General features: G+C 44.5%; 23 protein-coding genes and 3 pseudogenes. 14 read left to right on the top strand and 12 right to left on the bottom strand.

Going from position 1 to position 24623, the window contains the following annotated elements:
• Positions 1 to 294: 294 nt before the first annotated feature.
• The 4 genes and pseudogenes from RH949_RS22960 to RH949_RS22945 all read right to left on the bottom strand — a co-directional run.
• Positions 295 to 553: pseudogene (locus RH949_RS22960) on the bottom strand (type II toxin-antitoxin system RelE/ParE family toxin); the annotation flags it as partial.
• Positions 543 to 797: a type II toxin-antitoxin system RelN family antitoxin gene (locus RH949_RS22955; RefSeq protein WP_446356396.1), complete on the bottom strand. Its 255-nt coding sequence runs from the start codon at positions 795 to 797 to the stop codon at positions 543 to 545. The pseudogene RH949_RS22960 and the gene RH949_RS22955, both read right to left, overlap by 11 nt.
• Positions 798 to 827: 30 nt before the next feature.
• A complete protein-coding gene (locus RH949_RS22950) occupies positions 828 to 2390 on the bottom strand; it encodes a response regulator (protein WP_446356394.1) in 1563 nt (520 codons plus the stop codon).
• A complete protein-coding gene (locus RH949_RS22945) occupies positions 2378 to 3469 on the bottom strand; it encodes a VWA domain-containing protein (protein ID WP_446356392.1) in 1092 nt (363 codons plus the stop codon). The genes RH949_RS22950 and RH949_RS22945 overlap by 13 nt, the downstream gene beginning before the upstream one ends.
• Here RH949_RS22945 and RH949_RS22940 point away from each other — a divergent pair.
• On the top strand, positions 3468 to 3707 hold the full coding sequence (locus tag RH949_RS22940; protein WP_446356390.1) for a hypothetical protein: 240 nt from the start codon (positions 3468 to 3470) through the stop codon (positions 3705 to 3707). The genes RH949_RS22945 and RH949_RS22940 overlap by 2 nt on opposite strands.
• Positions 3708 to 3770: 63 nt before the next feature.
• Here the strand turns inward: RH949_RS22940 and RH949_RS22935 are convergent, their stop codons facing one another.
• The 5 genes from RH949_RS22935 to RH949_RS22915 form a co-directional block, all read right to left on the bottom strand.
• Entirely contained in the window at positions 3771 to 4679 is a 909-nt protein-coding gene (locus RH949_RS22935; protein ID WP_446356388.1) for an AAA family ATPase, read from the bottom strand.
• A complete protein-coding gene (locus RH949_RS22930; protein ID WP_446356386.1) occupies positions 4667 to 5629 on the bottom strand; it encodes an XRE family transcriptional regulator in 963 nt (320 codons plus the stop codon). Before RH949_RS22930 ends, RH949_RS22935 begins: the two co-directional genes overlap by 13 nt.
• Positions 5569 to 6372, bottom strand: coding sequence for a TIR domain-containing protein (locus RH949_RS22925; protein WP_446356384.1), 804 nt, complete (start codon positions 6370 to 6372; stop codon positions 5569 to 5571). Before RH949_RS22925 ends, RH949_RS22930 begins: the two co-directional genes overlap by 61 nt.
• Positions 6373 to 6660: 288 nt before the next feature.
• Positions 6661 to 7002, bottom strand: a complete 342-nt coding sequence (locus RH949_RS22920) for a DUF5615 family PIN-like protein (protein WP_006101057.1) — start codon at positions 7000 to 7002, stop codon at positions 6661 to 6663.
• A 3-nt stretch (positions 7003 to 7005) separates the two neighbouring features.
• On the bottom strand, positions 7006 to 7335 hold the full coding sequence (locus tag RH949_RS22915) for a DUF433 domain-containing protein (RefSeq protein WP_446356379.1): 330 nt from the start codon (positions 7333 to 7335) through the stop codon (positions 7006 to 7008).
• A gap of 184 nt (positions 7336 to 7519) precedes the next feature.
• Here RH949_RS22915 and RH949_RS22910 point away from each other — a divergent pair.
• A pseudogene (locus tag RH949_RS22910) lies at positions 7520 to 7704 on the top strand (IS4 family transposase); the annotation flags it as partial.
• Positions 7705 to 7706: 2 nt separating this feature from the next.
• Positions 7707 to 7811 (top strand): annotated as a pseudogene (locus RH949_RS22905) (RNA-guided endonuclease InsQ/TnpB family protein); the annotation flags it as partial.
• A gap of 16 nt (positions 7812 to 7827) precedes the next feature.
• Here RH949_RS22905 and dndE read toward each other — a convergent pair.
• Complete coding sequence (gene dndE / locus RH949_RS22900) at positions 7828 to 8208, bottom strand: DNA sulfur modification protein DndE (protein ID WP_006101033.1); 381 nt, start codon at positions 8206 to 8208, stop codon at positions 7828 to 7830.
• Positions 8209 to 9011: 803 nt separating this feature from the next.
• Here dndE and RH949_RS22895 point away from each other — a divergent pair.
• From RH949_RS22895 to rsgA, 4 genes are all read left to right on the top strand, one after another.
• The gene (locus RH949_RS22895; protein ID WP_446356376.1) at positions 9012 to 10562 is read left to right on the top strand and encodes a glycosyltransferase family 39 protein; all 1551 of its coding nucleotides are present in this window, start codon (positions 9012 to 9014) and stop codon (positions 10560 to 10562) included.
• A gap of 179 nt (positions 10563 to 10741) precedes the next feature.
• On the top strand, positions 10742 to 11572 hold the full coding sequence (locus RH949_RS22890; RefSeq protein ID WP_446356374.1) for a prepilin peptidase: 831 nt from the start codon (positions 10742 to 10744) through the stop codon (positions 11570 to 11572).
• Positions 11573 to 11789: 217 nt separating this feature from the next.
• Positions 11790 to 14579 (top strand): GAF domain-containing sensor histidine kinase, encoded by a 2790-nt coding sequence (locus RH949_RS22885; RefSeq protein WP_446356372.1) that lies wholly within the window; start codon positions 11790 to 11792, stop codon positions 14577 to 14579.
• Between the two features lie 207 nt (positions 14580 to 14786).
• The gene (gene rsgA / locus RH949_RS22880) at positions 14787 to 15848 is read left to right on the top strand and encodes a ribosome small subunit-dependent GTPase A (protein WP_446356370.1); all 1062 of its coding nucleotides are present in this window, start codon (positions 14787 to 14789) and stop codon (positions 15846 to 15848) included.
• A 114-nt stretch (positions 15849 to 15962) separates the two neighbouring features.
• On the opposite strand, the gene RH949_RS22875 is transcribed toward rsgA, so the two are convergent.
• Positions 15963 to 16604 (bottom strand): hypothetical protein, encoded by a 642-nt coding sequence (locus RH949_RS22875; protein WP_446356368.1) that lies wholly within the window; start codon positions 16602 to 16604, stop codon positions 15963 to 15965.
• A 561-nt stretch (positions 16605 to 17165) separates the two neighbouring features.
• Here RH949_RS22875 and RH949_RS22870 point away from each other — a divergent pair.
• Both RH949_RS22870 and RH949_RS22865 read left to right on the top strand, forming a co-directional pair.
• Positions 17166 to 17618: a beta-lactamase hydrolase domain-containing protein gene (locus RH949_RS22870; RefSeq protein WP_446356366.1), complete on the top strand. Its 453-nt coding sequence runs from the start codon at positions 17166 to 17168 to the stop codon at positions 17616 to 17618.
• Between the two features lie 21 nt (positions 17619 to 17639).
• Entirely contained in the window at positions 17640 to 17762 is a 123-nt protein-coding gene (locus RH949_RS22865; protein WP_006101095.1) for a hypothetical protein, read from the top strand.
• A gap of 509 nt (positions 17763 to 18271) precedes the next feature.
• Here RH949_RS22865 and RH949_RS22860 read toward each other — a convergent pair.
• A complete protein-coding gene (locus RH949_RS22860; protein WP_446356363.1) occupies positions 18272 to 19021 on the bottom strand; it encodes a hypothetical protein in 750 nt (249 codons plus the stop codon).
• A 52-nt stretch (positions 19022 to 19073) separates the two neighbouring features.
• Between RH949_RS22860 and RH949_RS22855 the strand changes: the two genes are divergently transcribed.
• The 5 genes from RH949_RS22855 to RH949_RS22835 all read left to right on the top strand — a co-directional run bounded on the left by RH949_RS22855 (position 19074) and on the right by RH949_RS22835 (position 24421).
• On the top strand, positions 19074 to 19427 hold the full coding sequence (locus RH949_RS22855) for a hypothetical protein (RefSeq protein ID WP_446356361.1): 354 nt from the start codon (positions 19074 to 19076) through the stop codon (positions 19425 to 19427).
• A gap of 171 nt (positions 19428 to 19598) precedes the next feature.
• Entirely contained in the window at positions 19599 to 20423 is an 825-nt protein-coding gene (locus tag RH949_RS22850) for a M90 family metallopeptidase (protein ID WP_006101085.1), read from the top strand.
• A gap of 222 nt (positions 20424 to 20645) precedes the next feature.
• Positions 20646 to 22226 (top strand): mechanosensitive ion channel family protein, encoded by a 1581-nt coding sequence (locus RH949_RS22845; protein ID WP_006101122.1) that lies wholly within the window; start codon positions 20646 to 20648, stop codon positions 22224 to 22226.
• A 153-nt stretch (positions 22227 to 22379) separates the two neighbouring features.
• Complete coding sequence (locus RH949_RS22840) at positions 22380 to 22676, top strand: Mpo1-like protein (protein ID WP_044207192.1); 297 nt, start codon at positions 22380 to 22382, stop codon at positions 22674 to 22676.
• A 356-nt stretch (positions 22677 to 23032) separates the two neighbouring features.
• Positions 23033 to 24421 carry an amidohydrolase family protein gene (locus tag RH949_RS22835; protein ID WP_446356358.1) on the top strand — a complete coding sequence of 463 codons (1389 nt, stop codon included), beginning with the start codon at positions 23033 to 23035 and terminating at the stop codon, positions 24419 to 24421.
• The last annotated feature ends 202 nt before the right edge of the window (positions 24422 to 24623 follow it).

The raw sequence follows: 24623 nt of genomic DNA, 5'->3' as shown, positions 1-24623 counted from the left end.
CGTAGTGTCGTGGCACAGCTAAAATAGGGTTTTGTTTGTAGTAAGCACTTTAGTGCTATAACGCTTAGCTGGAGAGGGCTGAGGTTCCCTCACTACGAACCAATTCTAATTCATCAAATAAGGTGTGCCACGCCAGTAGGGTGTGTTAGCGTTCGCGCAGCGTTCCCGTTCGCGAAGCGTTCCCGAAGGGTAGGGTAGCGTAACGCACCTTGACAACTGTAAATGATTGGAATACACATATTAACTATGTCACAGGATTTAGGCACAAATATCACCTATCGTAGGGACAGTCAGTGACTCAACTTGATAGATTCAGTCTATAACCTGCGCTTTTTCCTTTTTGGATGTTGCTATTTTTAATTTTTAACTTTAAGATAACATATTCTTCACCCATTCCGGGAATGCGATCGCCAATAAAGTTACCCCCTTGGAGTTGTTCAATAATTGGCTGAACATCCGAGCGTATCTGTCGATATTTTTTTGACAATTTCCGCAGATTTCGTTTGTACTCTGGTGTTAAATCAATTTTGACTAAAGGCGTTTCATTCGACATCGATTCCTTCCCACATCTCAGAAAGGGGTATGCGTTGTCCTGCTTTTGCTTCCTGTAAAGCTCTCCTGAGACTTGCTTTCACTTCTTCAAGGGGAGTATCATCAGGATCGGTTTCGACTTCTTCAGTAACATCGGGAAACAGTACAATAATTCGCACGCGACTAGGGGCAACATTTTCAATGGGATGATCGAGTGATAATTGACCGGTTTCATCCAGGGTTCCTGTTAGTTCAATGGCTTTCATTAGTTTCTCCTGAAGTTTGTCTCAATTATATCATTTAGCCAATGACTTGGTTATTTGCTTGTTAGTTCGATAAATATGAACAGCTTCTTGTACTACTTTTTTCAAATGCTTGGATTCATAAGGTTTAGTGATATATTTAAAAACATGAGCCAAATTAATTGCTTCTACTAAGTCTTCAGGTTCTGTGTAACCTGATAAGATAATTCGCACTGTATCTGGAAAAATTTCTCTGATCCGACCCAAAAATTCTGTTCCTCTCATTATTGGCATTCGCTGATCAGTAATAATTACAGCCATCTCTTCTTCTTTATCTAAAATATCTAAGGCAGATAAAGCATCATTTAATTGAAAAGTTTGAAAATCACGACAAAAAAGTCGCTCTAGTAAATTGAGGTTTTCCAAATCATCGTCTACAACCATGAGTCTAGGTTTGAAACTTGGCTGTAAACTGGTATCGATAGTATTTCCAACTTCATGTAATTGGTCAGACTGAATTACTGACAAGTGATTTTTTAGTTGCTTTCGACTTTGATAAATATTAACGGCTTGCTGAATAATATTTCTGATTTCTTCAGGATTCCAAGGTTTAGTAATATACTTGAAAATATGAGCAAAATTAGTTGCATCTATTATGTCTTCAATGTCCATAAAACCTGTTAAGATAATTCGCACTGTATCTGGAAAAAATTCTCTGATCCGGCATAAAACTTCTGTTCCATTCATTAGAGGCATTCTTTGGTCGGTAACAACTACAGCCATTTCTCCTTCCTGCTCCAGAATTTTTAACGCTGTAATTCCACTTTCAGCCTTAAAAACTTGAAATTCACGACGGAAAGTTCGATATAGCAAATCTAGGTTATCTCGGTCATCATCTATAACCATAATTTTTGTCTTTTCCCGTTGCTGTGAGCTAATTGTGTTCGCCTCTTCTTGCAGCTTATGCTCTTGAATTTGACTGAGTTTATTTTTTGTTTTTTTCGGATCACCATGAATTAAATTCCTAGCTCTATTGGCGTAGACAAGTAACGGCTTAAAGCCTGCTTCTTGTAATGGTTGTGCAAACATTTCTACCAACGAAGCAAGGCGAAATACCTCTGTCATATCCTCTTGTTTCACCCTGGTACTCAAAGCTTCTGCTAATTCACGCGCTAGTTCGTTCGGCTTTGTATACGCCAACGCTGTCCACTCCTGAGCCTCAGCTAAACTCTGAGTATCTGGATCATCATCAGTCAATCGCTGCGCCACATAATCCAGCAAAAACTCTGCCAATTCGTCTAATCTTTCTTGCCCAAACTGCTCTTTTAATTCCCTCAATAACAGATTTCGATCCGCAATATCCATTTCATACATCTCATAGCCCACCTGCCGACACAGGCGCGACAGCAGCAGATGAGCTACAGCTTCCCAAGGCGCTTCCGGGACAAAGTTAGCCCAAATTTGATAGAGCAAATCAGGGGTGAGTGAGAGGGGAAATGCGGCGTGACGCGCCAAGTTTCGATGGGCTTCGCCAAATTGCTTGGCAAACCCTTCAACCCGTTTAACTGCAACTCGCCTAGCACGGGCTTGGTTAGGATTAGATGTTACAGCAGCCATGAGTACATCCTCTCCCAAGCAATATATCGACCCCGCAATACACCAATCGCCGCGTTCATTCCCTGACGACTCATTTCAAACATGGGTAATAAACGGGCAATTTCCCCAGCCGTGGTATTTTGCCACCATTGATTTGGCATTGGGTTCAGCCAAGCGCAATACCGTACTGACTGCTGTACCTGCTCAATCCATACTTTCGTGCTTGCAATCCGTTCTAGGTCAAAATTCCCGCGTGCGGCGCCTGCATCGCTGATAATCAGTACAACCGCCCGTTCTCCAATCTTTTCCAATACCTCAGACATGGGTTGAGCATTCAACATCGCGGGATGACGATATAGGTACTGATCAGGATAGTCATGAAAATAAAATACACGGGTCTGTCTCAACCGTCCACCTCGCTGTGCTGTTTCGACTAACTGCCGTGATAGCTGGTGAAAGGGTACCATTGAGCCATCCTGGTCAATCATTAACACCAAATCCGCCCGATTTTTACGGGGAGGTATCAGCACAGGTTCGAGTAAAATACCCTCACGTCCCACTTTTGCCACCGTTGCTTCCACATCTAATTCTGTGGGGATTCCTTCCCGCACTGGGCGACGCAGATAACGCCAGCATTGCTTCATCTGTCTGCGAGTCACCGGGAAATATTCAGTCAGTAGGCTATAGCGAGGGCGTCTCAAATCCCTATCCCGCCGACTACTCCGCACCGCTTGCACCGCTTGTACGGGTTCTGGGGTCAAATTGGGCTGGGGTTCTAATTCCGGTAAGGGTTCAGATTCGGGTATTTCAGCCGGGGATTTTTCTGACTCTGGTGATGGAGATGAGGGTTTAGGTTGATCAGAAGTATCTGGGGAATACCGCCACATTTGCTCAAATAGCCGTCGAATTAGGCGACTCTCTTCCTCAGACTTTGCCCAGAGTAGACAGCAAAGCTGCTCTAGTTCCTCACAAGTACCGATACCAAAGCCAGCCTGAAGCGATCGCAAGACAACTAAATACTCATCCACCCCTAATGGTAACCCATGGCGCTGTCGCAGGCTGTTAAAAATAGTCAGCAGTGGTAACTGATTGGGGTTCATGGTTAACGGTTCCTGTTCAGAAGTCCAAGTTTCGTGTTCTGAACTCCACGTTCCGAGTTCTGAACTCCACGTTTCGTGTTCTGAAGTCCACGTTTCGTGTTCTGAAGTCCAAGTTTCGTGTTCAGAAGTCCACGTTTCGTCTTCAGAACTCCACGTTTCGTCTTCAGAACTCCACGTTCCGAGTTCCGAACTCCACGTTCCGAGTTCAGAACTCCAAGTTCCGAGTTCAGAGGTATAATAACCGCCAAAACGGTTACAACACCATGAATGTGTCGAGACGTGACCGTGGAACGTCTCCGAACTATTGTCCTAAATAACGTAGATGATCCTCCCATTTCTTCAGCAACACTTCCGGGAACGGCAATTCTCCCTCAAGCTGCTGCAACACCTCATCTTGAGGAAATTGACGCAGCACGGCAAACCAATCCAGTAACTCACTGGTACTCACCTTTTTCCCTGACTTCCCTTTCTCCATTGTCTGCCGCAGTTCCCTAAAACGCTGCACTGCTCCCTCGACTAACTCCGGCGAGGATTCCGGAAAGTGAGCCTTGACAATCTCGGTTAATTGTGAATTAGGAAATTCAATGTAATAAAACAGACAACGGCGCAGAAAGGCATCGGGTAAATCCTTTTCATCGTTGCTTGTCACAAACACAATCGGAGGGAAATTTGCCTGAACTTCCCTTCCCGTTTCCTCAATCGTGAATTGCTGCTCGTCAAGCTCTCGTAACAAATCGTTAGGGAAGTCAATATCCGCCTTATCAATTTCATCAATTAATACCACCGTGCGCTGGGGATTAGCAAACGCACGTCCCAGCGCTCCCATTTCAATATAATTGTCTAAATCATCAACCTTCGATTGACTCTTTTCCCCCATCCGCACCAATTGAGCATCATGTAATCGTCTTACGGCGTCGTAGGTGTAGAGTCCATCCCTTGCCCGACTGGTAGACTTAATATACCAAGGCTCATAGGGTAAACCTAACTCGTAAGCCACCGCCTGCGCCAAGCGAGTTTTACCACATCCGGGTTCACCCTTGAGTAACAGGGGGCGTTTTTCCAGAAAGATAGCCAGATTAACCGCATTAATCAGTTCCGGTGAGGGTAAATAAGGCGTGAGTCCATTCTCTTGACACTCTTGAGGTGAAATGAGTTTACCCTGATAGAATGGTTTCCCACTAGCCGCCAGTGCATCTGCTAAATTAACCATTTTGCCAATTCTCCCTCCCAATCATGACCGCAATGGCAACAAATTTCCTCATAGATAAATTCAGGAATCCCGTCTTCCGACTTCTCTAATAAGAGTTGAGCGGTTAACCCAGCAGGTATCTGTATATCCCTAAATCCCGTCACCATATCTAGCCAATCCTCTAAAATATCTGGCGGAAATGGACTCACGGGTGGCAAGTGCAAAGGAATCCGAGGATATTCGGGTTGCTCCCATTCCTGTGCTAATTGAATCGTTGACTGACAAATACTACCGCTATTGTCTACCAAAAACATTAACAGATGGGTTGCCTCTGGAGTCGGACAAGACTCTGGCTCAATCCGTTTTACCAAAGGTTCCCAGAACTCCTGAAGCCACGCCACTAGGACATTAGGCGGCATATAATCCACCTTATAGAAAATAAAAATAACATCTTGAGTGGAAACGCGATCGCACACTCGATCTATAATCTCTTTCGGTTCAGCCTCTTTTGGCAACCCAAACCAAGCCGCGACTTGTCGCCACAGATGACGAATACTCCTCCCGACACCGTTATGACTCACATCAATTTTAATCGGCGATATTGTCTTCCACTGTGGTTTCAACCGGAATAATCGAGTCACCAAAAGTTGTTGTCCGCAGTACGGTTCACCGTGAACCAAGAAAGCCGCAATTTGATATGATGTCATGACTTCTTTCACCAACCGCACCTGCTGCTTAAAATCCATTATTAGCAGCAAATCAAACAGTAAATGAGGCGGCGTTGGCATCGGGAGGACGTTTTGTTGGGTTTGAACTTCTACAATAAATTGATTGTTATTCCTATTTTGTGCATAAGCAGACACCTGATTTAGACCCACTGACGCGGTGTCAGAATACAACAGTGGGCAATCTAAGGGTTTGCCGATGTTTCCGTTGCAGCAGCTTTGATGGCTTGACCAATTGTCCGCCATACCTGATTTTGCGCTCCAGGTGGAAGAGTATCCAGGGGTTCAGCCGTATCATGAGCGGCTTGATACTCTCCAATTTCTGACTCTTCGTACAAGCAAGCACTCAAATAGACCCAAAGAATGGTTAGTCCTTCTTGTTCTGCGGCGTTGAGGAGAGGGGGAAGTTCTTGTTCAGCAATAAAGTCAGATGCCAGGAAGTTTGAGCTTACCATTAATACAGCAACTTTCGCGGCGGCGAGAGCTTGGGTAATTTCGTTTCTCCATTTGGCTCCGGGTTTGATTTGGGTATCATCCCAAAGTGAGATTTTGTTACTCCGGATTAGCGGTTTAAGCATAGTCTGGAGTTCTTTCAGCCAGACTTTATCTTTATGACTATAGCTAATAAAGACTTGATCACGTTTAGGAGATGGCATCGTTGGTATCGAGGTTTCTGTAGTTAACTCATTTCGCAGTTGTTGAAGTAGTGTATCTACTTTTGCCTGGTTGTCTAAACCCATATCTTTACGAATTACTTCCAACAAGGCGCAAAGTGCTAGTTTACCAGTGGATATTTTTCCTAAACGTACCAGTTCCGTCACCATGTTTGTGATGAAAGAATCCACAGGTGTATTTAAAACCAGGCGATTCAAAACAGGTGTATCCATGCCTAACGCCCTGATCAAATAGGCTCGACGCTCATTCTCATCCTGTAAATAGGGTCTGAGTAGAGGCAATAATTTTTCAATGCTATCGTTACTTATTACCATTGCCTAACTATCCTTATCGAGATTTTCGTCAGGTGTTCGCCTGAATACTGAATGATTGCCACGCGATCGCCTCTCCGCATTTGCCTACTATTGAGGGCAAACAGAACTTCTGCTACACCACATATCGTGGCAAAGGTGCGTTACGCTACGCTAACACACCCTACACATAGAGGCTTGGCATAAGTCCTAACAAAAAGACTGCCAAAGTATGACAAATCTTTTGAGCATAATAATTACATCAATTTTAATGTCCGATTTTATCATGCAATCTATCTTTTCGTTTAGGTTTTAACGGCTAGGGCGTATCACACGAATTAATTTACCTGCCAAGGATTCTTCTGCCGCGATCGCTTCGTTGATACGAGTTGCCATTCGAGGTCGATTCAGATCATTTGTACAAACAATAATCCCTGAATGCTCAGGATTGATTCTGTGTAATCGGATAAAATCCTGGCGATTGAGGGTGATAACTATCCGATTATTGCTGACAGCAAATGCTAATACCTCTTCATCAGGAATTCCTAGGTTAGCATTTCCCGCTTCCTGCACAGTCAAGACATCATGTCCCATTGTCCGAAGCTGTTCACTAACGTCCCGTGGAAACTGCTCATCAGCATACAAACGTGCCATTGGCTAAACAACCTCATTATTGGCACGAATCACTGCTGCAATTTCTTCGGGATGAGCATCTGCATACGCCCAAGCATTGACCAGATCAGCCGCACTGATATGAGGATAGTCTTGTAGAAGTTGGGCTTCACTGATGCCAAGCTGTTGGGCTTCAACTAATAACCAAACGGCAATTCGGGTTCCGGCAATACAGGCTTCTCCACCACAAATACCTGGAGTTTTGCTGATTCCTTTGCCGCCCGTTCTCAGAGTTTTGGTCAGACTCTGAATGATGTCTGCTTTGTCAGCAGGGGATAGGCGAAGAAGCTGATGTTCCAGTTCCTGACGAGTCATAGAGTACAGGGATAATTGAAAGTTACCTTTATTTTAGCGATCGCGCTCTGCTTCCAGTAATCCCAGCCATCACGCAACTTGGGGTAAACGTTCTAAAGCCCCTGCAACTAAGCGTCTGCGATCGCGTACATTGGCAAAGTCTGGTAAATTCTGAACAATCCGGGTGAGTCGGTTTAAGTCCATTGAACTTTCTTTACCTTTTGACCGTATCTCTTTATAGATGATTTATCGAGGACTTTATCATTTTTATGTCGCTCATCAAAAAGGGGTGGCTTCTGACCCGGTTAAATATTTTGCCGCTCCGCTCCATCTAATCAAGATTTAGGTATTGTCAAACAGCTCTTGAAACCCAATGTCAAGCTTATTGTAGGCATGTCGGAAATTACGCTTGGGGAGACTTACCCTCTTGGGCGGTTGGAGCAATCCTGTCGTCTAACGGTGAGCCAGAGAAGAAGGTATCCTCGTCCATAGCCTAGCTATGGGCGGGGAGTGTCAATGCCTATTCGCAATTTCAATAAAATCTTCAATTGTCTTAATCGTGGGATCACCCGCTAAATACCCAATCCCCCGATGGAGATGAAGGCGAAACTGAGTAGTCAGAGTATCCTTATCACACCCTAAACCATCATTATGACAGCGTTGTTTCAGCGCCATTAACAAAATATCAGCCAATTCGCCACCAAACACCCGCCACGTCATTTCCACATTCGAGTCAGCCGGAATCGGGACAGGTGAAGGTTGAGTCGGTTCCGCCAGGGAACGGCAAAACGCCCAACGGCAAAGAATATTCCACTGATCAATTTTAGTATAGCGTTTGAGTTTGGTTAGTTGGTCTTTGGCTGATTTTGAAAGTTTAAAGCGTTCAATTTCCATTTTTCTTAATTTGTCCTAACCCTAATGCGTAGTGCTATATCTGTAGCTTAACTCGATATCGTTTTGGCTCAACTTGTCAAGTTTTGATAATTTAAACTATTCCTTCCTCCCTAAAAGGTTTGAATTTTCCAATCAGAGTATTGTCTCAACAAAACGTTATAATAGCTTGTTTTTGACCCCTTTTCCCGAATAATCTACGAATTTTCAAGGGTTACGGCGATTGTGAGACAATTGTGCGGTTTTCAGGTATAGTATTTATTGTGGGTATTTTGTAAGTTTCAATCATCTAGACCAAGCTAAAACTTTTGAATTCTCGTAAAACTTTGTATAATTTCTAGTTTTCGCCTCACTGCCAATGTTCCCTTGGACGCATGTATTTTTTTAAACTTACGATAAAAATCATAACCAAGACTTGACAAAAACACAGATTACACAGACGCAATAGCACAGATAGAACAACAAATAGTGAAGTACACAGATTGACACAGACGAGGAAATAGTCCTCCCACAAGCTAATCATTTTTTATCCGGGGGCAATCATCTTTTCATCCTTAGTCCCATGGAGAGCTAACACCTCTGTGAAATCAGTGGGAAGAAATCAGTGGGAATAACCTGCCAAGTCCCTACCACTACCTATTCTCCTTACTTAGCGAAATCAGTGTTATCAAATATCTGATAAAATTTTTATTTGAATAAATGAATTATGCCAATTAAGGTTAGGGTATAAGGAAATGATTTCAGACTTGGATGAAAACGGCACACCTGATTAATCTTATAATAAGGCGCGTGGGTGAGATTAATGAATGATGTTAAAAAAATTACCGTTAAGTCCAACCGGATGGCGCAATTTACTGATTGCCGTAATCGTACTAGGGATAGTTTTCCGCGTCTATAACCTCGATCGCAAGGTTTACTGGTACGATGAGACAATGACCTCGATGCGAATCTCTGGGTATACCCAAACCGAAGTCATCCAGCAGGCGTTCGACGGTGAAGTGATTCCAGTTGCAACGTTCTTAGAGCGATATCAGTATCCCACGCCAGAAAAAGATCTCAATGACACGATTAACGCCTTAGCCGGGAATCCCGAACATTCGCCCCTCTATTATCTAATGGCACGGTTCTGGTTGCAACGCTTTGGTCATTCAGTTGTCACCATTCGCTTCTTATCCGTGTTAATCAGTTTTCTGGCATTTCCTTGTATGTACTGGTTATGTTGGGAACTGTTCGGATTATCGACAGTAAGTTGGGTTGGTGTTGCTATTCTAGCGATTTCCCCGTTCCATGTCTTGTACGCCCAAGAAGCACGAGAATATAGTTTGTGGACAGTGACCATTCTATTATCAAGTGTGGCATTATTGCGAGCCATGCGATTAAAAAGCTTACCAAGTTGGGGGATTTACGGAATAACTGTGGCGCTGGGACTTTATACTCATCCCTTTTCCGCCTTCGTGTCTATTGGACATGGTATTTATGTTTTAGTCACTGAAGGATTTCGCTGGAGTCGCAAACTAACGAAGTATTTAGTATCGTCTCTATTCGGGCTACTCCTATTTTTACCTTGGCTAGGGATTGTGATTAGCCATTTTTCCAAATTCGTAGACAATACCGCCTCGGTTAACTTGAATCGAGAAGGATTTTTACCCTTATTTTGGGGATTAAATCTGAGTCGAATCTTCTTTGATGTGAATCAAGGAACCAGCCCATTTAGTCCACTGCATTATCTGAGTGCGTTATTAGCAGGCTATGCATTATACTACCTTTACCGCAAAGCCCCCCTCAACGCTTGGGTGTTTATTATCACCTTAATTGGTGTTACCGGAATGGCGCTGATTGGACCCGATGTCATTTTAGGGGGGCGTCGTTCTAGTATTACCCGATACGCCATTCCCAGTTATTTAGGAATTCAGATAGCAGTCGCTTATTTAATCACCGCCAAAACTACGGCAATCAACGGCAAGACAAAGCATTTGAAGCGCTGGCAATACGGCGCGATCGCACTCTTGTTTTGTGGTATTATCTCCTGTATCGTCAGCGCCCAATTTCCGGTGTGGTGGCACAAAAGTCATAGTAAAAGTCGATATAATCCCCAAGTGGCTGAGATTATTAATCGAGCGGAACGTCCCCTAGTGGTTAGTGATAAAATTCCGGGAATTATGTTTTCTCTCAGTCATTCCCTGAATCCAGACGTTCATCTCCAGATGGTTCTCCCCCCTGGAATTCCCCAAATTCCAGATACATTTTCCCCCATCTTTGTCTATCGACCCACTGAAACCTTGAAACAAGGAATTAAAACCAATCATCAATTAACCGAAGAACCCCACTCCAAATCCTGGTTATGGAGAGTAGAATAGTTTGTTTGTAGTTGCGTTTGTAGTTGCGCTTTAGCGCCCTAATCCTTTGCCCCCATTCCCTCAAAGTCTAGCCAAAAAATATTATAAGTTAAATCGTACCAACTTAAGGCTAGTGAACAATGCCTAACCTCAAACTTGTTGGGTGTCGTTCCTCCACCCAACCTACAACGTGATTCAACATGGATACTTTAATTATCATCATCACCGCTTTAATCGTATTTGCCCTCGGCGCATCTATCGGCAGCTTTCTCAACGTTGTTGTTTATCGCCTACCCGCCAAATTATCCATTCTTTTCCCCCCCTCCCGTTGTCCGCATTGCTTACACAAACTCGGCAAACGAGAGAACATCCCCATCCTCGGTTGGTTATGGTTAAAAGGGCGCTGTCGTCATTGTCGTAGTCGCATCTCTTGGCGTTATCCCCTAGTCGAAGCCATCACCGGATGCTTATTTTTATTAGTTTTTATACACTATAGCTTAAGCATAGAAACCTTTGGCTATTGGGCATTTTTAAGCTGGTTATTAGCCCTATCCTTAATTGATCTCGATACCATGACACTCCCCAATTCACTCACCCAGTCGGGATTAGTTGTGGGTATAGTCTTTCAAGGCGCATTCGCTTTTTTCCAAACAGCTCAACTTTCCGATATATCGGCTCAACTCATGACCGGAATAAGCGGTGCAGTGTTGGGAATTTGGTTATTTGACATCATCACCCTAGTCGGTTCTATCGTCTTTGGGCAAACCGCCATGGGCGGAGGAGATGCCAAATTAGCCGCCATGATGGGGGCTTGGTTAGGATGGAAGTATTTACTATTAGCTGGGTTTTTAGCCTGTGCAGTCGGCGCATTCGCTGGCGGTGGTGCTATGGCAATGGGTTGGCTAAATCGGCGACAACCAATGCCCTTTGGACCATTTTTGGCATTAGGTGCAGGATTGACGGTTTTTTGGGGAGAAGCTATTTTGTCAGCTTATCTGCGGTTATTTTTTCCTTTATCATTTGCCGTTTAAGAAGTAGGGCTGGCTGAATAAGTATGGGAATAGGGAACAGGGAACAGGGAACACCTCGACTTACCTCGACTTCGCTCGGTAACACGCTCGGTGTGTCACAGGGAACAGTAATGATTTGTCCCGTTTGCCAGATAAAGAAAGAGTAGAGTATAAATAACAGCATAATCATTGAATCTACCATTTTAATAATCTTTCTTAAGAATTTTTTATAACCACCATGGTATTGGCAGAATTTTTCATTCCCCACGGACATTGCTACCTCTGGAAGCCGGGATTAGTGGGGTTACACCTAATCTCTGACTTTCTCACCGCATTGGCATATTACTCTATTCCCCTAACGCTAACTTATTTTGTCACCAAGAGAAGCGATGTCCCATTTAACTGGATTTTCTGGTTATTTAGTGGGTTCATCATTGCCTGTGGTACGACCCATATTATGGAAATCTGGACGCTGTGGCATCCGAATTACTGGTTATCCGGTTGGATAAAAGCCGTGACTGCCCTGATTTCCGTAGTAACCGCAGCAGAACTCGTCCGACTACTTCCCCAAGCCCTGACAATCCCCAGCACCGCCCAACTCGAAGCCGAAATTAAGGAACGTCAAAAAGCCCAAGCGGAACTCTGGCAGGAAAAAACCCATCTTGCTCAAGCTCAAAGCGTTGCCCATGTGGGAAGCTGGGAATTCGATTTAGCCACCCAAGACATTACTTGGTCGGATGAAACCTTCCGCATTTATGGACTCTCTCCAGGACAACCCACACTCACCCTCTCAGAACATCGACAAACGATTCATGCCAATGATAGAAAGGCTTGGAAAAAAACAGTTCACCAGCTTGTTCGGGGGAAATCCTGCCAACTAGAATTTCGTATCCTGCGCCCTGATGGGTTTATCCGCCATCTTTTCGCCCAAGGAGAACCAATTTTCAATGCCCAGGGTCAGGTGCATAAACTATTCGGTACTCTACTAGATATCAGCGATCGCGTCGCAGCGCAACAACGGGAACGGTTATTCGGGGCAATTGCCTTACGAATTCACAAATCCTTAGACTTGGATGAAATTCTCGACACCACCGTCACCGAGGTGCGACAGTTCCTAGAAACAGACCGAGTGTTGATTTACCGCTTCAATCCAGACTGGAGTGGGCAGATTGTCGTCGAGTCAGTGGGGGAACCCTGGACAGCCGTTCTCAACACCACCCTAGATGACCCCTGTTTTGGCAAAGACTACGCTCAACTCTATCAGCAAGGTCGAGTTAGTGCGATCGCTAATATTTATACCGCAGGTTTACAGCCTTGTCATCTCCAGTTACTTGAACCCTTCCAAGTTATCGCCAACTTAGTCGTGCCAATTATTTTAGGTGAAAAACTCTGGGGATTATTAATCGTCCATCACTGTCGTAGTCAACGGCACTGGCAATCCTACGAAATTGAGCTATTACAGCAATTAGCCACCCAAGTCGCGATCGCACTCCAACAATCGGAGCTATATTCTAAAGTACAGGCGGAACTCATCGAGCGGCAACGCATAGAAAAAGAACTACGAGTCAGCGAACAACGATATCGTTCCGTCGTCACCGCCATGTCTGAGGGAATTATACTCCAGCAAGCTGACGGTCAGATTATTGCCTGTAATGTCAGTGCCGAAAACATTTTAGGACGTTCTGCTCAACAGATACTCGGACAAATCGGGATGAACTGGGGGGGACAAATCATTCAGGAAGATGGCTCTCCCTTCCCCAGCCAAAACCATCCCGCGATGGTAACCTTACGCACAGGAAAACCCCAAGTCAGAGTAATTATGGGGATTTCCCCACCTGAAGCATCACTCCTACCTTGTCCAGTGAACGACTCACCTGTTGCTGGAAACAAGGCAAAAAGCGGAGGGCTGAAATTACGACACAAGGAGCCAATATGCCAAGAACAAAGACATAATATCACCTGGATTAGCATGAATTCTCAACCTCTGTTTAATCCCGAAGATAGCCAACCCTACGCCGTTGTCACCTCATTTTCCGACATCACCGAGAGCAAACGTTCCCAAGAAGCCTTGCACTTAATCACTCAGCAAGAACGAGAAAGAGCCTTGCAACTCGAGCAAGCCTTGCAAGAACTTCAACGCACCCAAGCCCAACTGGTACAGAATGAAAAAATGGTTAGTTTGGGGCAACTCGTCGCCGGGGTAGCACACGAAATCAACAACCCCACTAGCTTCATCTACGGCAACATTGCTCCCGCCTCTAACTATGCACAAGACTTGCTACACCTAGTCCAACTCTATGGCAAACACTATCCCGAACCCGTTGCTGAGATTGCCGAATACATCGATTATATTGACCTAGACTTTATTGCCACCGATTTCCCCAAACTTCTCGCCTCAATGCAAGAAGGCGCTCGTCGCATCAGTGAAATTGTCCAATCCTTACGTCACTTTTCCCGACTCGATGAAGCCGAGTGCAAGCAGGTGAATCTCCATCAAGGCATCGATAGCACCCTGCTAATTTTAAAACATCGACTGACCCAACAGGGAAATCGTCCTCCGATTCAACTGGTTAAAGACTATGGTCAACTGCCGTTAGTCAAATGTTATCCGGGTCAACTCAATCAAGTGTTTATGAATATTCTAAGCAATGCCATTGATGCCCTTGACGAAGCTCATAATCCTGCCTATTTATCAGGACTCCCTTCAGCCAACAGAGGAAATAGCAATCACCTATCCCCAATAAATCATCACCCCTCACCGATGATTTGGATTCACACAGAATTCGTTGAACCCAATTCGGTAATTATTCGTATTGCTGACAACGGTGCTGGCATCAAGGCAGAGGTTCAATCTCGAATATTCGACCCGTTCTTTACGACAAAACCTGTCGGTCAAGGAACGGGTTTAGGATTGTCGATTAGCTATCAGATTGTTGTAGATAAACACGGGGGGCAGCTTCAATGTCATTCCCATCATCCTCAAGGAACAGAGTTTGTAATTAAGCTACCTGTTACTAAGTCATTATGACTTTTGTAGTATAATACATAAATCTGTAATCGGGAAATACCCAGAAGGATAACTCTATGTCTGAGCTTGTAACCATTTTCACCCCCATCACACAACTCAAGGCAACCACAGAGGGTTTGACGCGATCGCGTCGTTTCTCAGGCTAACGAACGTCAAAAGTCCTCTGTGCGCCTTGCTCAAATCAAGCAACAGACACTGAGGAAATCAATGAATTTAGACTCATTAGGCTGGAGTGAATTTTTTGCCAACAGCCTCAATCCCCAATGGCAAGAAAGCTACACCATTGGTCGAATTGCCCTAGAGTACAAAAATACTTATCGTCTCTACACCGAACAAGGCGAACTCTCAGCAAAGATTATCGGCAAACTGCGCTACCAAGCAACTGGACGCCAGGACTTTCCGGCTGTAGGGGATTGGGTGGTGATTCGCCTCACCAATGAAGGTAAACAGGCGATAATTCATAGCATTTTGCCCCGGAAAAGTCAATTTTCGCGGAAAACCGTTGGCACAAAAACCGAAGTCCAAATTATTGCCACCAATATCGATACGATATTTTTGGTCTCTGGTTTGGATGGGGATTTTAATCTGCGGCGCATTGAACGCTACCTGCTTCTGGTGTGGGAAAGCGGCGCGAATCCTGTAATTGTCCTCAATAAAGCGGATTTAGGCGAAGATATTGCTGAAAAGCGAGAGGCTGTTGAAGCGATCGCTTTTGGTGTACCTGTGATTATTTTAAGTGCAGTCAAAAATCAGGGATTAGAAGCCTTAACACCTTACCTAAAACCCGGACAAACTGTTGCTTTACTCGGCTCCTCAGGCGTCGGCAAATCGACGTTGGTGAACCAGTTAATTGGTCAAGTCGTGCAAGCGGTTGGAGAAGTCCGTTCGGACGATTGTAAAGGGCGACATACCACTACCCATCGCCAATTGATTCCCCTGCCTTCAGGAGGTTTGCTGATCGATACTCCAGGGATGCGGGAACTTCAGATCTGGGCAGACGAGGAAAGTTTAGCCGATACCTTTACCGATATCGACACCTTAGCCCAGCACTGTCGTTTTCGTAATTGTAAACACCAAGACGAACCCGGTTGTGCTGTGCAACAAGCCTTGGAAAATGGCACCCTTGATGAGCAGCGTTTCCTGAATTATCAAAAACTGCAAAAAGAACTTCACTATTTAGCCAGGAAACAAGACCAAAAAGCCTCCTTAGCCGAGAAGGAAAAGTGGAAAAAAATCACTAAAGTTCTGAGGAATCAACACAAACACTGATGCCAAATCGCAGAACATCATAGCGCCCATTTAGGGGCGGGTTTGACAACTATCGCTTCTGGTTTACCCAGATGCGACTAAACCCGCCCCGACTTTCCTTAATGCAACTCGGCATTAATTCTGGGGCAATTGTCTCCGACTCCAAACCGGAACCCCATTTTCATTCCTTAACCTCAGGACTTGGTTTCCTTTTTGGACTTGAGCCGCAATTATGGCGGGGGTTCCTGCCATATTGACTCGGGAACCTTGAATCTGAATTCGGTCATTTGGTTCAATGGTCATCCCTTGGTTTTGCCAATACCAAGCTGGACCTAAATGGACAGAAACGGTTTCATTACCCGTTCTCATCTGCATACGCATACCCTGAGACCTGCCGCGATTGGAGGTGAATTGGTTTACGCTAATCACTTCACCCGTGATGGTTTCCACGCTATCTGGGTTATACATTCGGTTGCCCAAACCTCGGTGTCCCTGTCGCCCTCGTCCATGTCCCCAACGTCCTCGACCTGGGTGTCCCTGTCCCTGTCCATGTCCATGTCCATGTCCCCAGCGTCCTCGACCTCTAGGGGTGTCGGGAGGCGATTGGGCAAGCTCTTGATTGGTGTTCGCTGTGATTCCAGCATTACCATTCGATAGTAGAGTCGATGCCTCTGTTGCTTTTTCGCCCCACAAGGGACTGGTTCCCAGTGCCAACAGGGTTGAACCCGCAATCACTACTGCTCCAATAACGGCTTTATTGGGTAGGTTGATATTCATTTTTTCGTCCTCTTGAGTCTGCTCAGAGGGTATTTGACAAGTTCTGTTTCTATATTGTCATTGCTTAAATGAACATATCCGCCATGCTTCAAGTTTGGGTTTGGCGTTGATTCAAACACCCTCTCTTTTCAGGCTAACACTTTCAGATAATTTCTACATTAAATTCCGCGTCAAGAAAAAAATAGATCACTCTATTGACAATAATTTCTGCTAGTATCATGAGCGAGGTGACGTTTAGCTGAAGTCGCCTGTTAACTCACAGCCGAAGCGTCTAATAAAATAGCCTAATCTCAAAATTACAACTATCGTTAGACAGAAATAAATCTCCTTCTCAGGTTAGATGAATTGTGCCAATTTTCAGCCAAGACTATGAATGGACTATAAATAGCCGACCTCAGAATAAATTGGTGTGTCTAATGTGACATTGAATGGGGACACCTAGGATGGAATCTCGGCAAGTCCGCTCAAGAAGTTCTTTGGGGATATCGAGCCTGAATCAATGTGTTTGTTTATACCCACTTCAATTAGACTATCGGCATTTTAACAAGGAGTTAGACGTTCATGGAAAACGCCAAAAAGATTAACGATAACTTAACCGTAGCCACCAATCAGGTGACGCCGGAACAACTGCAACAAGCGGCTCAAGCGGGGGTAAAATCGGTATTAAATCTGCGATCGCCCTCCGAAGAGGGGTTCGCTAGCGATGAACAGCAGCAAGCCGAAGCCGCCGGATTGCAGTATGTCAATATCCCCGTTAAACCCGACGCTCTAACGGAGGAACTGGCAAGCCAAGTTCTGCAACAGATCGAGGAACTGCCCAAGCCAGCCCTAATTCACTGCAAGAGTGGGTTACGTTCCGGGATGATGGCATTAATGTATGTGGCAACTCGTGAGGGAATGACCGCAGAACAAGCCATGGAAAAAGGCAAAAGCATGGGTTTTGATTGTGAGAAATCGCCTCCAATGAAAGAATTCTTCAAAACCTATATTTCACAGCATTCAAAAGCAAGTTAAGGCTTAATCGGAGCAAGAATCATGGCATTAGTTTTAGAACAAATTAACACCGAAGGACTGGATGGATTTGACCAGGTGATTAATATTCCCGGTTCCTGGAGTGCCTGGAAGACGGCTGATTTACCTGTGCAACAATCGGCATAAATGAATTAAAATGGTAGGGGCGCACTGACGTGCGCCCAATTTAACTATGCCATCTATTCCTTGATTTTAGTAGTTGTAGGTTAGGTTAAGCTGTTCGGCATTTAAACCTTAATGTTAATAATCGCGAAATCCCTTCCCTGTAGTGCGTTAAGCGAAGCCATGCCGCAGGCTTTGCATCTTGCTCGCTACCCATGCCCAATTTAAATGCATGACAGCTTAACACAGTAAACCCAATAAAATTAAGAGTCATTATCTGAAATATTGATTAAAGAATACACCGCTCAGTTAACATCGGTGGGTTACGGCGGATACTCCATTAAATGATTATCGCTTCGATTTAAATCCCGCCTAACCCACCCTACGTTCCTGCGTTCCTATTTAGAGGAGGTCACAAATCGCGTGATTTCCACGAGTATTTATGCAGATAGTTCGGACGCTGAAGTTAGGCAAGGACGTTTAAAAGGTACAGAATTTAAAGAGTAATGGAGATAATGCTGATTAGGCAAAGGCTAAGGAGAGACAAGTTGGAATCCTGTCGTTTCTAGGATTATCTCAGAACCTTTACGGACAATAAGTATTGTTGAACTCTCTGCTGTTTCAGGACGATCTGGATTATCGATAGGTTGTTCAATTACATAAAAATAATCCCCATTTCTCCATCCTATTGTACAGAGTCCATCGCGACAGGTCACTTTACCGCCTGTTAAATCAATACAGTTACCTTGGGAATCACATCCCCGATAGCTCAGATTTCCGGTTCCATTCACTCCTGACCAAGACTCTCGATTCCCAATCGTGATTGTCCACTCACCATTACTTAATGTTTGTGAGTTTCCGTCTCTAACCGTCTCCATTTGGGTAATCAGAGACTCTATTCGGGTCTTACCACAGGGTTCAATACTTTGGCAATCATTAACGGGAATTCTCTCATAAACAAGGCGTACTTTTTGATTTAGAAATAGGTTAGAATTGGCACAGATCTCAAATGTTGCACCGATTTCATGTTCACTATTATTTTCATCAACCAGGGTAACGTAACACATTAGGTCACCATTAACCATACTTTTGACTCTACCAACGGTTGGGTTATCGTCAACAATTGAGGGTTCAGAACCAGAAGTGGTTTGGCTAAGGTTCGACGCTAATTTGTCCGTATTGCTTTGAGCTGTACTGACGGAAGCTTTAGGCTCAGAGGGAGAGGGAGAATGACAGGCGATCGCGAAGGCTAACACCAGTCCCGATATAATGATAGTTTTCACGAGTAAATTAGCTGTATTACCTCATTGTACTCTAGTTTGAAGGGCAAAACTTATGAATTCTAACAAAAAGCTTCCCAGTGTTTCTATTTCCGATTCCCTCTACCAATCTTTGATAACCTACCAAGAGAAAAACAAAATTGACTCCCTTGACTTGGCAATTGTGGAAATCTTGACTCAATTTTTCCAGCTAGGCGAAGAAGCCAAACGCTATGCTACCGTTGAACAATTGGATACCCTCGCCGAAAAAGTAGACCGCCTCAGCCAACAAGTCGCGGCGCTGAGTCAGGTAAAGGCTAATACTATCCCAACCCAACAATCCGCGATCGCATCTGAGGTATCTGAGGATTGGAAAGATATCGAGGATGAACCCGATGAAATTCTCCATGATTTCCTGGAGTATAAGTAATCCATTAACCTCACTTCTTGTTTCCCTCTCCCACCCTTCTTTATCCCCCTGTGCAAAAAAAGCGAAGCATCCTTTGGTTTCCCCCTTTTTAAGGGGGATGGAAGGGGGATCTAATAGGGTGACGGAAGGGGGACGGGCATCCGGTGAAAGCTACAACTTAAAATAAATTATATGGTTGAAGCTATTATTGTTTTAGTAATTATTGTTGGGATTTGCGCTGGGGTTCTATTAAGTCCACTTCTGACTAAATGGCGACGGAACCGCATCCAAAATAAATCGTTTCCTCGGCGTTGGCAAATGTTTATCGAGCAAATCTTGCCATTTTATTACCGTCTACCTCAATCCCAACAACAAAACCTCCAGGGTTACATGGCTGTTTTTTTAGCTGAAAAACAGTTTATTGGCTGTATAGGATTACAGATTACTGAAGAAATAAAACTGACGATTGCTGCTCAAGCTTGTCTGCTTTTACTGAATAATAGAGGGAACTATTATCCCAATTTAGTTTCAATTCTGGTTTATCCTAGCGCCTACCGAGTCAAACCAACCAAGCGAATCAGTGATTATATTGTAGAAGAAAGAGATGAAGTGAGACTGGGGGAATCTTGGACACGAGATCAACTTGTCCTATCTTGGCAGCAAATCGAATATGATATCCAGAATTGGCAGGATGGACATAATGTGGTTCTCCATGAATTTGCCCATCAGCTCGATCAAACTGATGGTATGATTAACGGTGTACCCAAGCTGGACTCTAAAGCCGATTATCAGATGTGGGCGCAGGTATTTACACAAGAGTATGAACAATTACAACGTGATGCTCAACGCGGGAGAAAAACAGTGATGAATACATACGGTGCGACTGATCCGGCTGAATTTTTTGCTGTAGCGACAGAGACGTTCTTTGAAAAACCTGAGCAAATGGTGAGGAAACATACCGCACTTTATCGGCAATTGAAACATTATTATAAGTTAGACCCACTAGAGTGGACGTGAACGAAAAGGGCGCAACTACCAAATCCGCCTTTGTCACACCCTTTATTCCTTGGCTGCTATTCTCCAAACCCCACACCCCATTGGGCATCCATGAAATAATTAAAAACTATTATTTTATTCATGCAAAAAAACAGCTATATTTGTTAAGTTTAAATGCCACAAATGTAAGGAAACGAAAAACAATGATAAACTATTTGATTAACGTTTTAATTAGTAGAGATCATGAATGCCTTAATAATTATTGTTGAAGTCAGCATCGTAATAATTATTTTCTTATTCTTGATTTGGCTTGTGGGTAATTTATCCAAGCTATTGATTAAATATCCACTCTTTAATATCAACGCTCAACGAGTCAAAATCCTGCGTCGGAACATGACCGGATTATTGCTACTTACTGGCTTTGTGCTGTGCCTTGTGATTCTCGGTGTTAATGGTTTCCTGATCTATCAAGGTAAAGACATACAAAAATATACACTAGACCTGATTAAGCTTATTCCACCCGGATTTTGGCTAAAACTGGCAGTTGGCATTGCACAAAGTATTGGTACGGTCATTTTAGCGGCAATCGCTCTAAAATTTATCAACTATTGCCTGAATATAGCGAACACTCGCGCCAAAAACCTAGACAGCAGCACCGCCGATGATGAAAGTATTGATACTTTTTTTACCGAACTTTATAAAAGAATAAAATGGGGAAGTTGGCTGTGGATAATCGGTTGCTGTAGTCTGTTTTTGAATTTACCCGCCATAATTTCTGACTATCTTTTTGTCGCCCTACGCATCTATTTAATCATCGCGGTTGGATTACTTATCATTAAAGCGGCAGCCGCGATCGTGGATATCCTAGATGCTCTCAGCGTCAGATACTCCAACCCGGATAACTTATTAAGATTTTACGATCCCCTACGCCACCTCATTCCCTTTTTTAAGCGGTGTTTGGAATTGGTTCTCTACGCCTGCATCGCTACACTGGTAACTCAACAGATTGAATTCATCGCCAACCTGTCCGATTTTTGGCTGCGAGTTATCAAAATTATTACCCTGATTTTCTTGAGTCGGGTGTTTTATGATGTGGTTTATTTACTGGCTGAAGAATTAGTCTTTAAAGAGAAAAAATTGACCGAAAGGCAACGAAGCAGACGCTTAACGCTAGTTCCCCTGTTTCGCAGTATATTGCAATACTCAATTTATTTCACTGTTGGGGTTTCTATTCTGTATACTCTGGATATTGATCCAACTCCCATCCTAGCCGGTGCGGGTATTATTGGTCTAGCGGTAGGGTTTGGCGCCCAGGAACTGGTTAACGATATGGTTTGTGGCTTCTTTATTCTGTTTGAACACTACTATTTAGTGGGCGATTATATTGAAGCCGGGAACGTGGAAGAGAAAGTTGTCGAGGGTACGGTGGAGGCAATTGAATTGAGAACCACCCGCCTCAGACATCCTAATGGTCAATTACAGATTATTCGCAATGGTGCGATTGGCTCAGTGATTAACTACTCCAAAGAATACATTTTTGCTGTCGTGGAAGTTTGCATTCCTTATCATGCTAACTTAGCCCAAGTTTATCAAGTTGTTGAGGAAGTCGGACAGGAGTTAAACGCCAATGATCCCGATGTCCTCGAACCCACACAAATCGATGGTGTAGAAAGTCTTGGAGAGTCTAACTTGTTGCTAAAGACATTGACGAAGGCAAAACCAGGAAAGCATCTTCAAATCCAGCGCACTCTACGGAAGATGTTTATGGATACGTTGCGCTCGGAAGGGATTCTACTTCCGGCTCCGATTAAAAATGAAGAATAAGTAGGTAGGGATGGAGGGTTAAATCGGGCGCACATTGCGGGAAACGGGCGCACGTCGGTGCGCCCCTACGGTTCTCATCCATTAAATTAGCTGTACCAAGCCATTAGAATGGTTTAAGCTTACTGAGTTGAGTGTCATTGTAGGAGAGTGTCATTGAACAACTTTCAAGAAGCCAAAGCCCATTTCATCGCCTCTCATCGGCATCCGATCAATCAGAGGCTGCACCACCTCACCAACCTACTCGCGATCGCAGCCGTTATCCTACTATTCTATGATTGGCGGTTGACCTTGATTTGCGTCATCCTTACCCAAGTCTTTGCTTTGGGGGGACATGCGTTCTTTGAGAAGAATGAACCCGCGTTTCGCAAGTATCCCGGTATCACTATCCTGGCATCCCTGTCTTGGTCATTCGAGAACTGGTTTGGCTTGCGCCCCGCCAGGAAGGGGTGATTGGGCATAGTGTAGAGACGTAGCATGCTACGTCTGGGAGATGGGGGAGATGGGTAATACCAAATCCCTTGGGCATTTTTGCCTTCTACCCAGGCGAGCCATTATCCGGTTAGAATTCTAACCATAAACCGCTCTAACCAAGCGGGCTAACAATAATATTACTGTCTGCGGAAGGCGGACGGCTGCCTGTGGACGCTGAGTAAGACCAATAAAAGGTAACTTTTGGAGGCGTCGGCGGATGAAACGGGAAATCCCGAAGACGAATAAGACCGTCCTTGCTTGCTAGTTGGAAGCCCCAACTTCAGCGAAGCAAGTTGGGGTACTTCACGCCTTCATCAACAAGTTGAGGAGTGAGAATGTATCAAGACTTGCCAGTGATCGATGCGGATGCTCATAAGCTAGAGAATCCGATGATTATGCGGGATTATCTAGAACCAGAGTATCGCGAGCGCGTCGGTTTAGTGATTGATAGTCTCGGTGACCAACGGGCAAAGATTGTAGACTTCAATCCAGAAACCGGGAAAAATGACTTTTTGCGGATGTTTCCCCAACCTCAGGGGTTAGGGAAGGGTGGTTTTCGGAATCTGCATCCCGATACCACGTTAGGGGCGATGTTCAATCGGGTACGGATTGAACACATGGATCAAGAGGGGATTGATGTCCATGTTATCTTTGGCACACTGAATCTCATCTTTTCCAGTATTTTAGATAAAGACTTTGCGATCGCACTCTGCCGCGCCTACAACAATTACATGGCAGATGATTGCCGGGGCTACGATAATCGCCTCAAACCCATTGGGGTTATTTGTCTTCAGGATGTAGATGAAGCGGTTAAGGAAATGCATCGCTGCGTCAACGAACTGGGGATGATTAGCGTCGCCGTTGCGCCCAATATGCCGATTCCCCATCCCAAAGCCCCCGATGCATTCCCCGAAATTCGCACCTGTAAGGCAATTAGCCATCCTGACTTCCGTCCGATTTTACAAGCGGCGGTAGACTTGGATATTGGCTTAGCGATTCACGGTGGACCCGGTTCCTACATGGTTGGTGGAATCGCGGATCATTTAGAAACCTTTGTCCTCAACCACATTTTTGTTCAGCGCAACCAGCAACAATTGGCATTAGCCCGGATGGTATTTGATGGGGCGTTTGAACAATTCCCCACCCTGCGCGTTGGCTTCTTAGAAGGCGGTTGTGGTTGGCTACCGGATTTAGCCCATGCATTCCACGAACATTGGGAAAAGCGGATTCGTGACTTTGACCCGAAACATCCCTATCGCCCGTCTTTAATGGAATTCACCAAGTTGATGATTCAGGAAAAAGGTGGACGGGATAATGTCAATATTATCTCTCAGGCGAAAAACCTGTTTGATTTATTGTGGAATGCAGCCCATGATCCGAGCAAGATTGAGGATGCTAGTTTGTATGAACATTATGACCTGCGTCACCGTGATCCCTTCGAGTATTTTGAACGGGGTCAAATCTTTACCTCCTTTGAATCCGATGATCCAGGTCCAGCCTATTTACCTGTGGCGATGGGTGAAATTGGCAAGCATTTAACCTGCTTCTCTGGGGATTATGGTCATTGGGATGGTGTACTGCACGGCTGTGTCAAAGATGCTGCAACCGTTGCCGATTATGACCGAGAACATCTGGGACTGCTGTTGGCGGGGAATGCGTTAGCCTTATATGGCGATCGTTTACGTCAATCCTTGCCAGAAAAACCTATGGTTGGTAGCGTTTAAAACAATAGGGCGACCCGATTAGTAGAGACGTTGCATGCAACGTCTCTACTAATCGGGTTGTCTAAGCTGTCATGCATTTAAATTGGGTATTAGTAGCGAGCAAGATGCAAAGCCTGCGGCATGGCTTCGCTAAAGCCTGCGGCATGGCTTCGCTAAACGCACTACAAGGCTTTCGCCATTATTGACATTAAGGTTTAAATGC

Source organism: Coleofasciculus sp. A1-SPW-01 (assembly GCF_040217205.1).
In the GTDB taxonomy this organism is placed as follows: domain Bacteria; phylum Cyanobacteriota; class Cyanobacteriia; order Cyanobacteriales; family Coleofasciculaceae; genus Coleofasciculus; species Coleofasciculus chthonoplastes_A.
The sequence above is the reverse complement of the archived record's forward strand: the minus strand, read 5'-3'. Positions and strand labels throughout refer to the sequence as shown.

What these genes read in the sequence shown, in the direction of transcription:
- RH949_RS22955 (WP_446356396.1), bottom strand. Translation starts at nt 797, where the DNA reads ATGAAAGCCATTGAACTAACAGGAACCCTGGATGAAACCGGTCAATTA.
- RH949_RS22950 (WP_446356394.1), bottom strand. Translation starts at nt 2,390, where the DNA reads ATGGCTGCTGTAACATCTAATCCTAACCAAGCCCGTGCTAGGCGAGTT.
- RH949_RS22940 (WP_446356390.1), top strand. Translation starts at nt 3,468, where the DNA reads ATGGTTAACGGTTCCTGTTCAGAAGTCCAAGTTTCGTGTTCTGAACTC.
- RH949_RS22945 (WP_446356392.1), bottom strand. Translation starts at nt 3,469, where the DNA reads ATGAACCCCAATCAGTTACCACTGCTGACTATTTTTAACAGCCTGCGA.
- RH949_RS22935 (WP_446356388.1), bottom strand. Translation starts at nt 4,679, where the DNA reads ATGGTTAATTTAGCAGATGCACTGGCGGCTAGTGGGAAACCATTCTAT.
- RH949_RS22930 (WP_446356386.1), bottom strand. Translation starts at nt 5,629, where the DNA reads ATGGCGGACAATTGGTCAAGCCATCAAAGCTGCTGCAACGGAAACATC.
- RH949_RS22925 (WP_446356384.1), bottom strand. Translation starts at nt 6,372, where the DNA reads ATGGTAATAAGTAACGATAGCATTGAAAAATTATTGCCTCTACTCAGA.
- RH949_RS22920 (WP_006101057.1), bottom strand. Translation starts at nt 7,002, where the DNA reads ATGGCACGTTTGTATGCTGATGAGCAGTTTCCACGGGACGTTAGTGAA.
- RH949_RS22915 (WP_446356379.1), bottom strand. Translation starts at nt 7,335, where the DNA reads ATGACTCGTCAGGAACTGGAACATCAGCTTCTTCGCCTATCCCCTGCT.
- dndE (WP_006101033.1), bottom strand. Translation starts at nt 8,208, where the DNA reads ATGGAAATTGAACGCTTTAAACTTTCAAAATCAGCCAAAGACCAACTA.
- RH949_RS22895 (WP_446356376.1), top strand. Translation starts at nt 9,012, where the DNA reads ATGATGTTAAAAAAATTACCGTTAAGTCCAACCGGATGGCGCAATTTA.
- RH949_RS22890 (WP_446356374.1), top strand. Translation starts at nt 10,742, where the DNA reads ATGGATACTTTAATTATCATCATCACCGCTTTAATCGTATTTGCCCTC.
- RH949_RS22885 (WP_446356372.1), top strand. Translation starts at nt 11,790, where the DNA reads ATGGTATTGGCAGAATTTTTCATTCCCCACGGACATTGCTACCTCTGG.
- rsgA (WP_446356370.1), top strand. Translation starts at nt 14,787, where the DNA reads ATGAATTTAGACTCATTAGGCTGGAGTGAATTTTTTGCCAACAGCCTC.
- RH949_RS22875 (WP_446356368.1), bottom strand. Translation starts at nt 16,604, where the DNA reads ATGAATATCAACCTACCCAATAAAGCCGTTATTGGAGCAGTAGTGATT.
- RH949_RS22870 (WP_446356366.1), top strand. Translation starts at nt 17,166, where the DNA reads ATGGAAAACGCCAAAAAGATTAACGATAACTTAACCGTAGCCACCAAT.
- RH949_RS22865 (WP_006101095.1), top strand. Translation starts at nt 17,640, where the DNA reads ATGGCATTAGTTTTAGAACAAATTAACACCGAAGGACTGGATGGATTT.
- RH949_RS22855 (WP_446356361.1), top strand. Translation starts at nt 19,074, where the DNA reads ATGAATTCTAACAAAAAGCTTCCCAGTGTTTCTATTTCCGATTCCCTC.
- RH949_RS22850 (WP_006101085.1), top strand. Translation starts at nt 19,599, where the DNA reads ATGGTTGAAGCTATTATTGTTTTAGTAATTATTGTTGGGATTTGCGCT.
- RH949_RS22845 (WP_006101122.1), top strand. Translation starts at nt 20,646, where the DNA reads ATGAATGCCTTAATAATTATTGTTGAAGTCAGCATCGTAATAATTATT.
- RH949_RS22835 (WP_446356358.1), top strand. Translation starts at nt 23,033, where the DNA reads ATGTATCAAGACTTGCCAGTGATCGATGCGGATGCTCATAAGCTAGAG.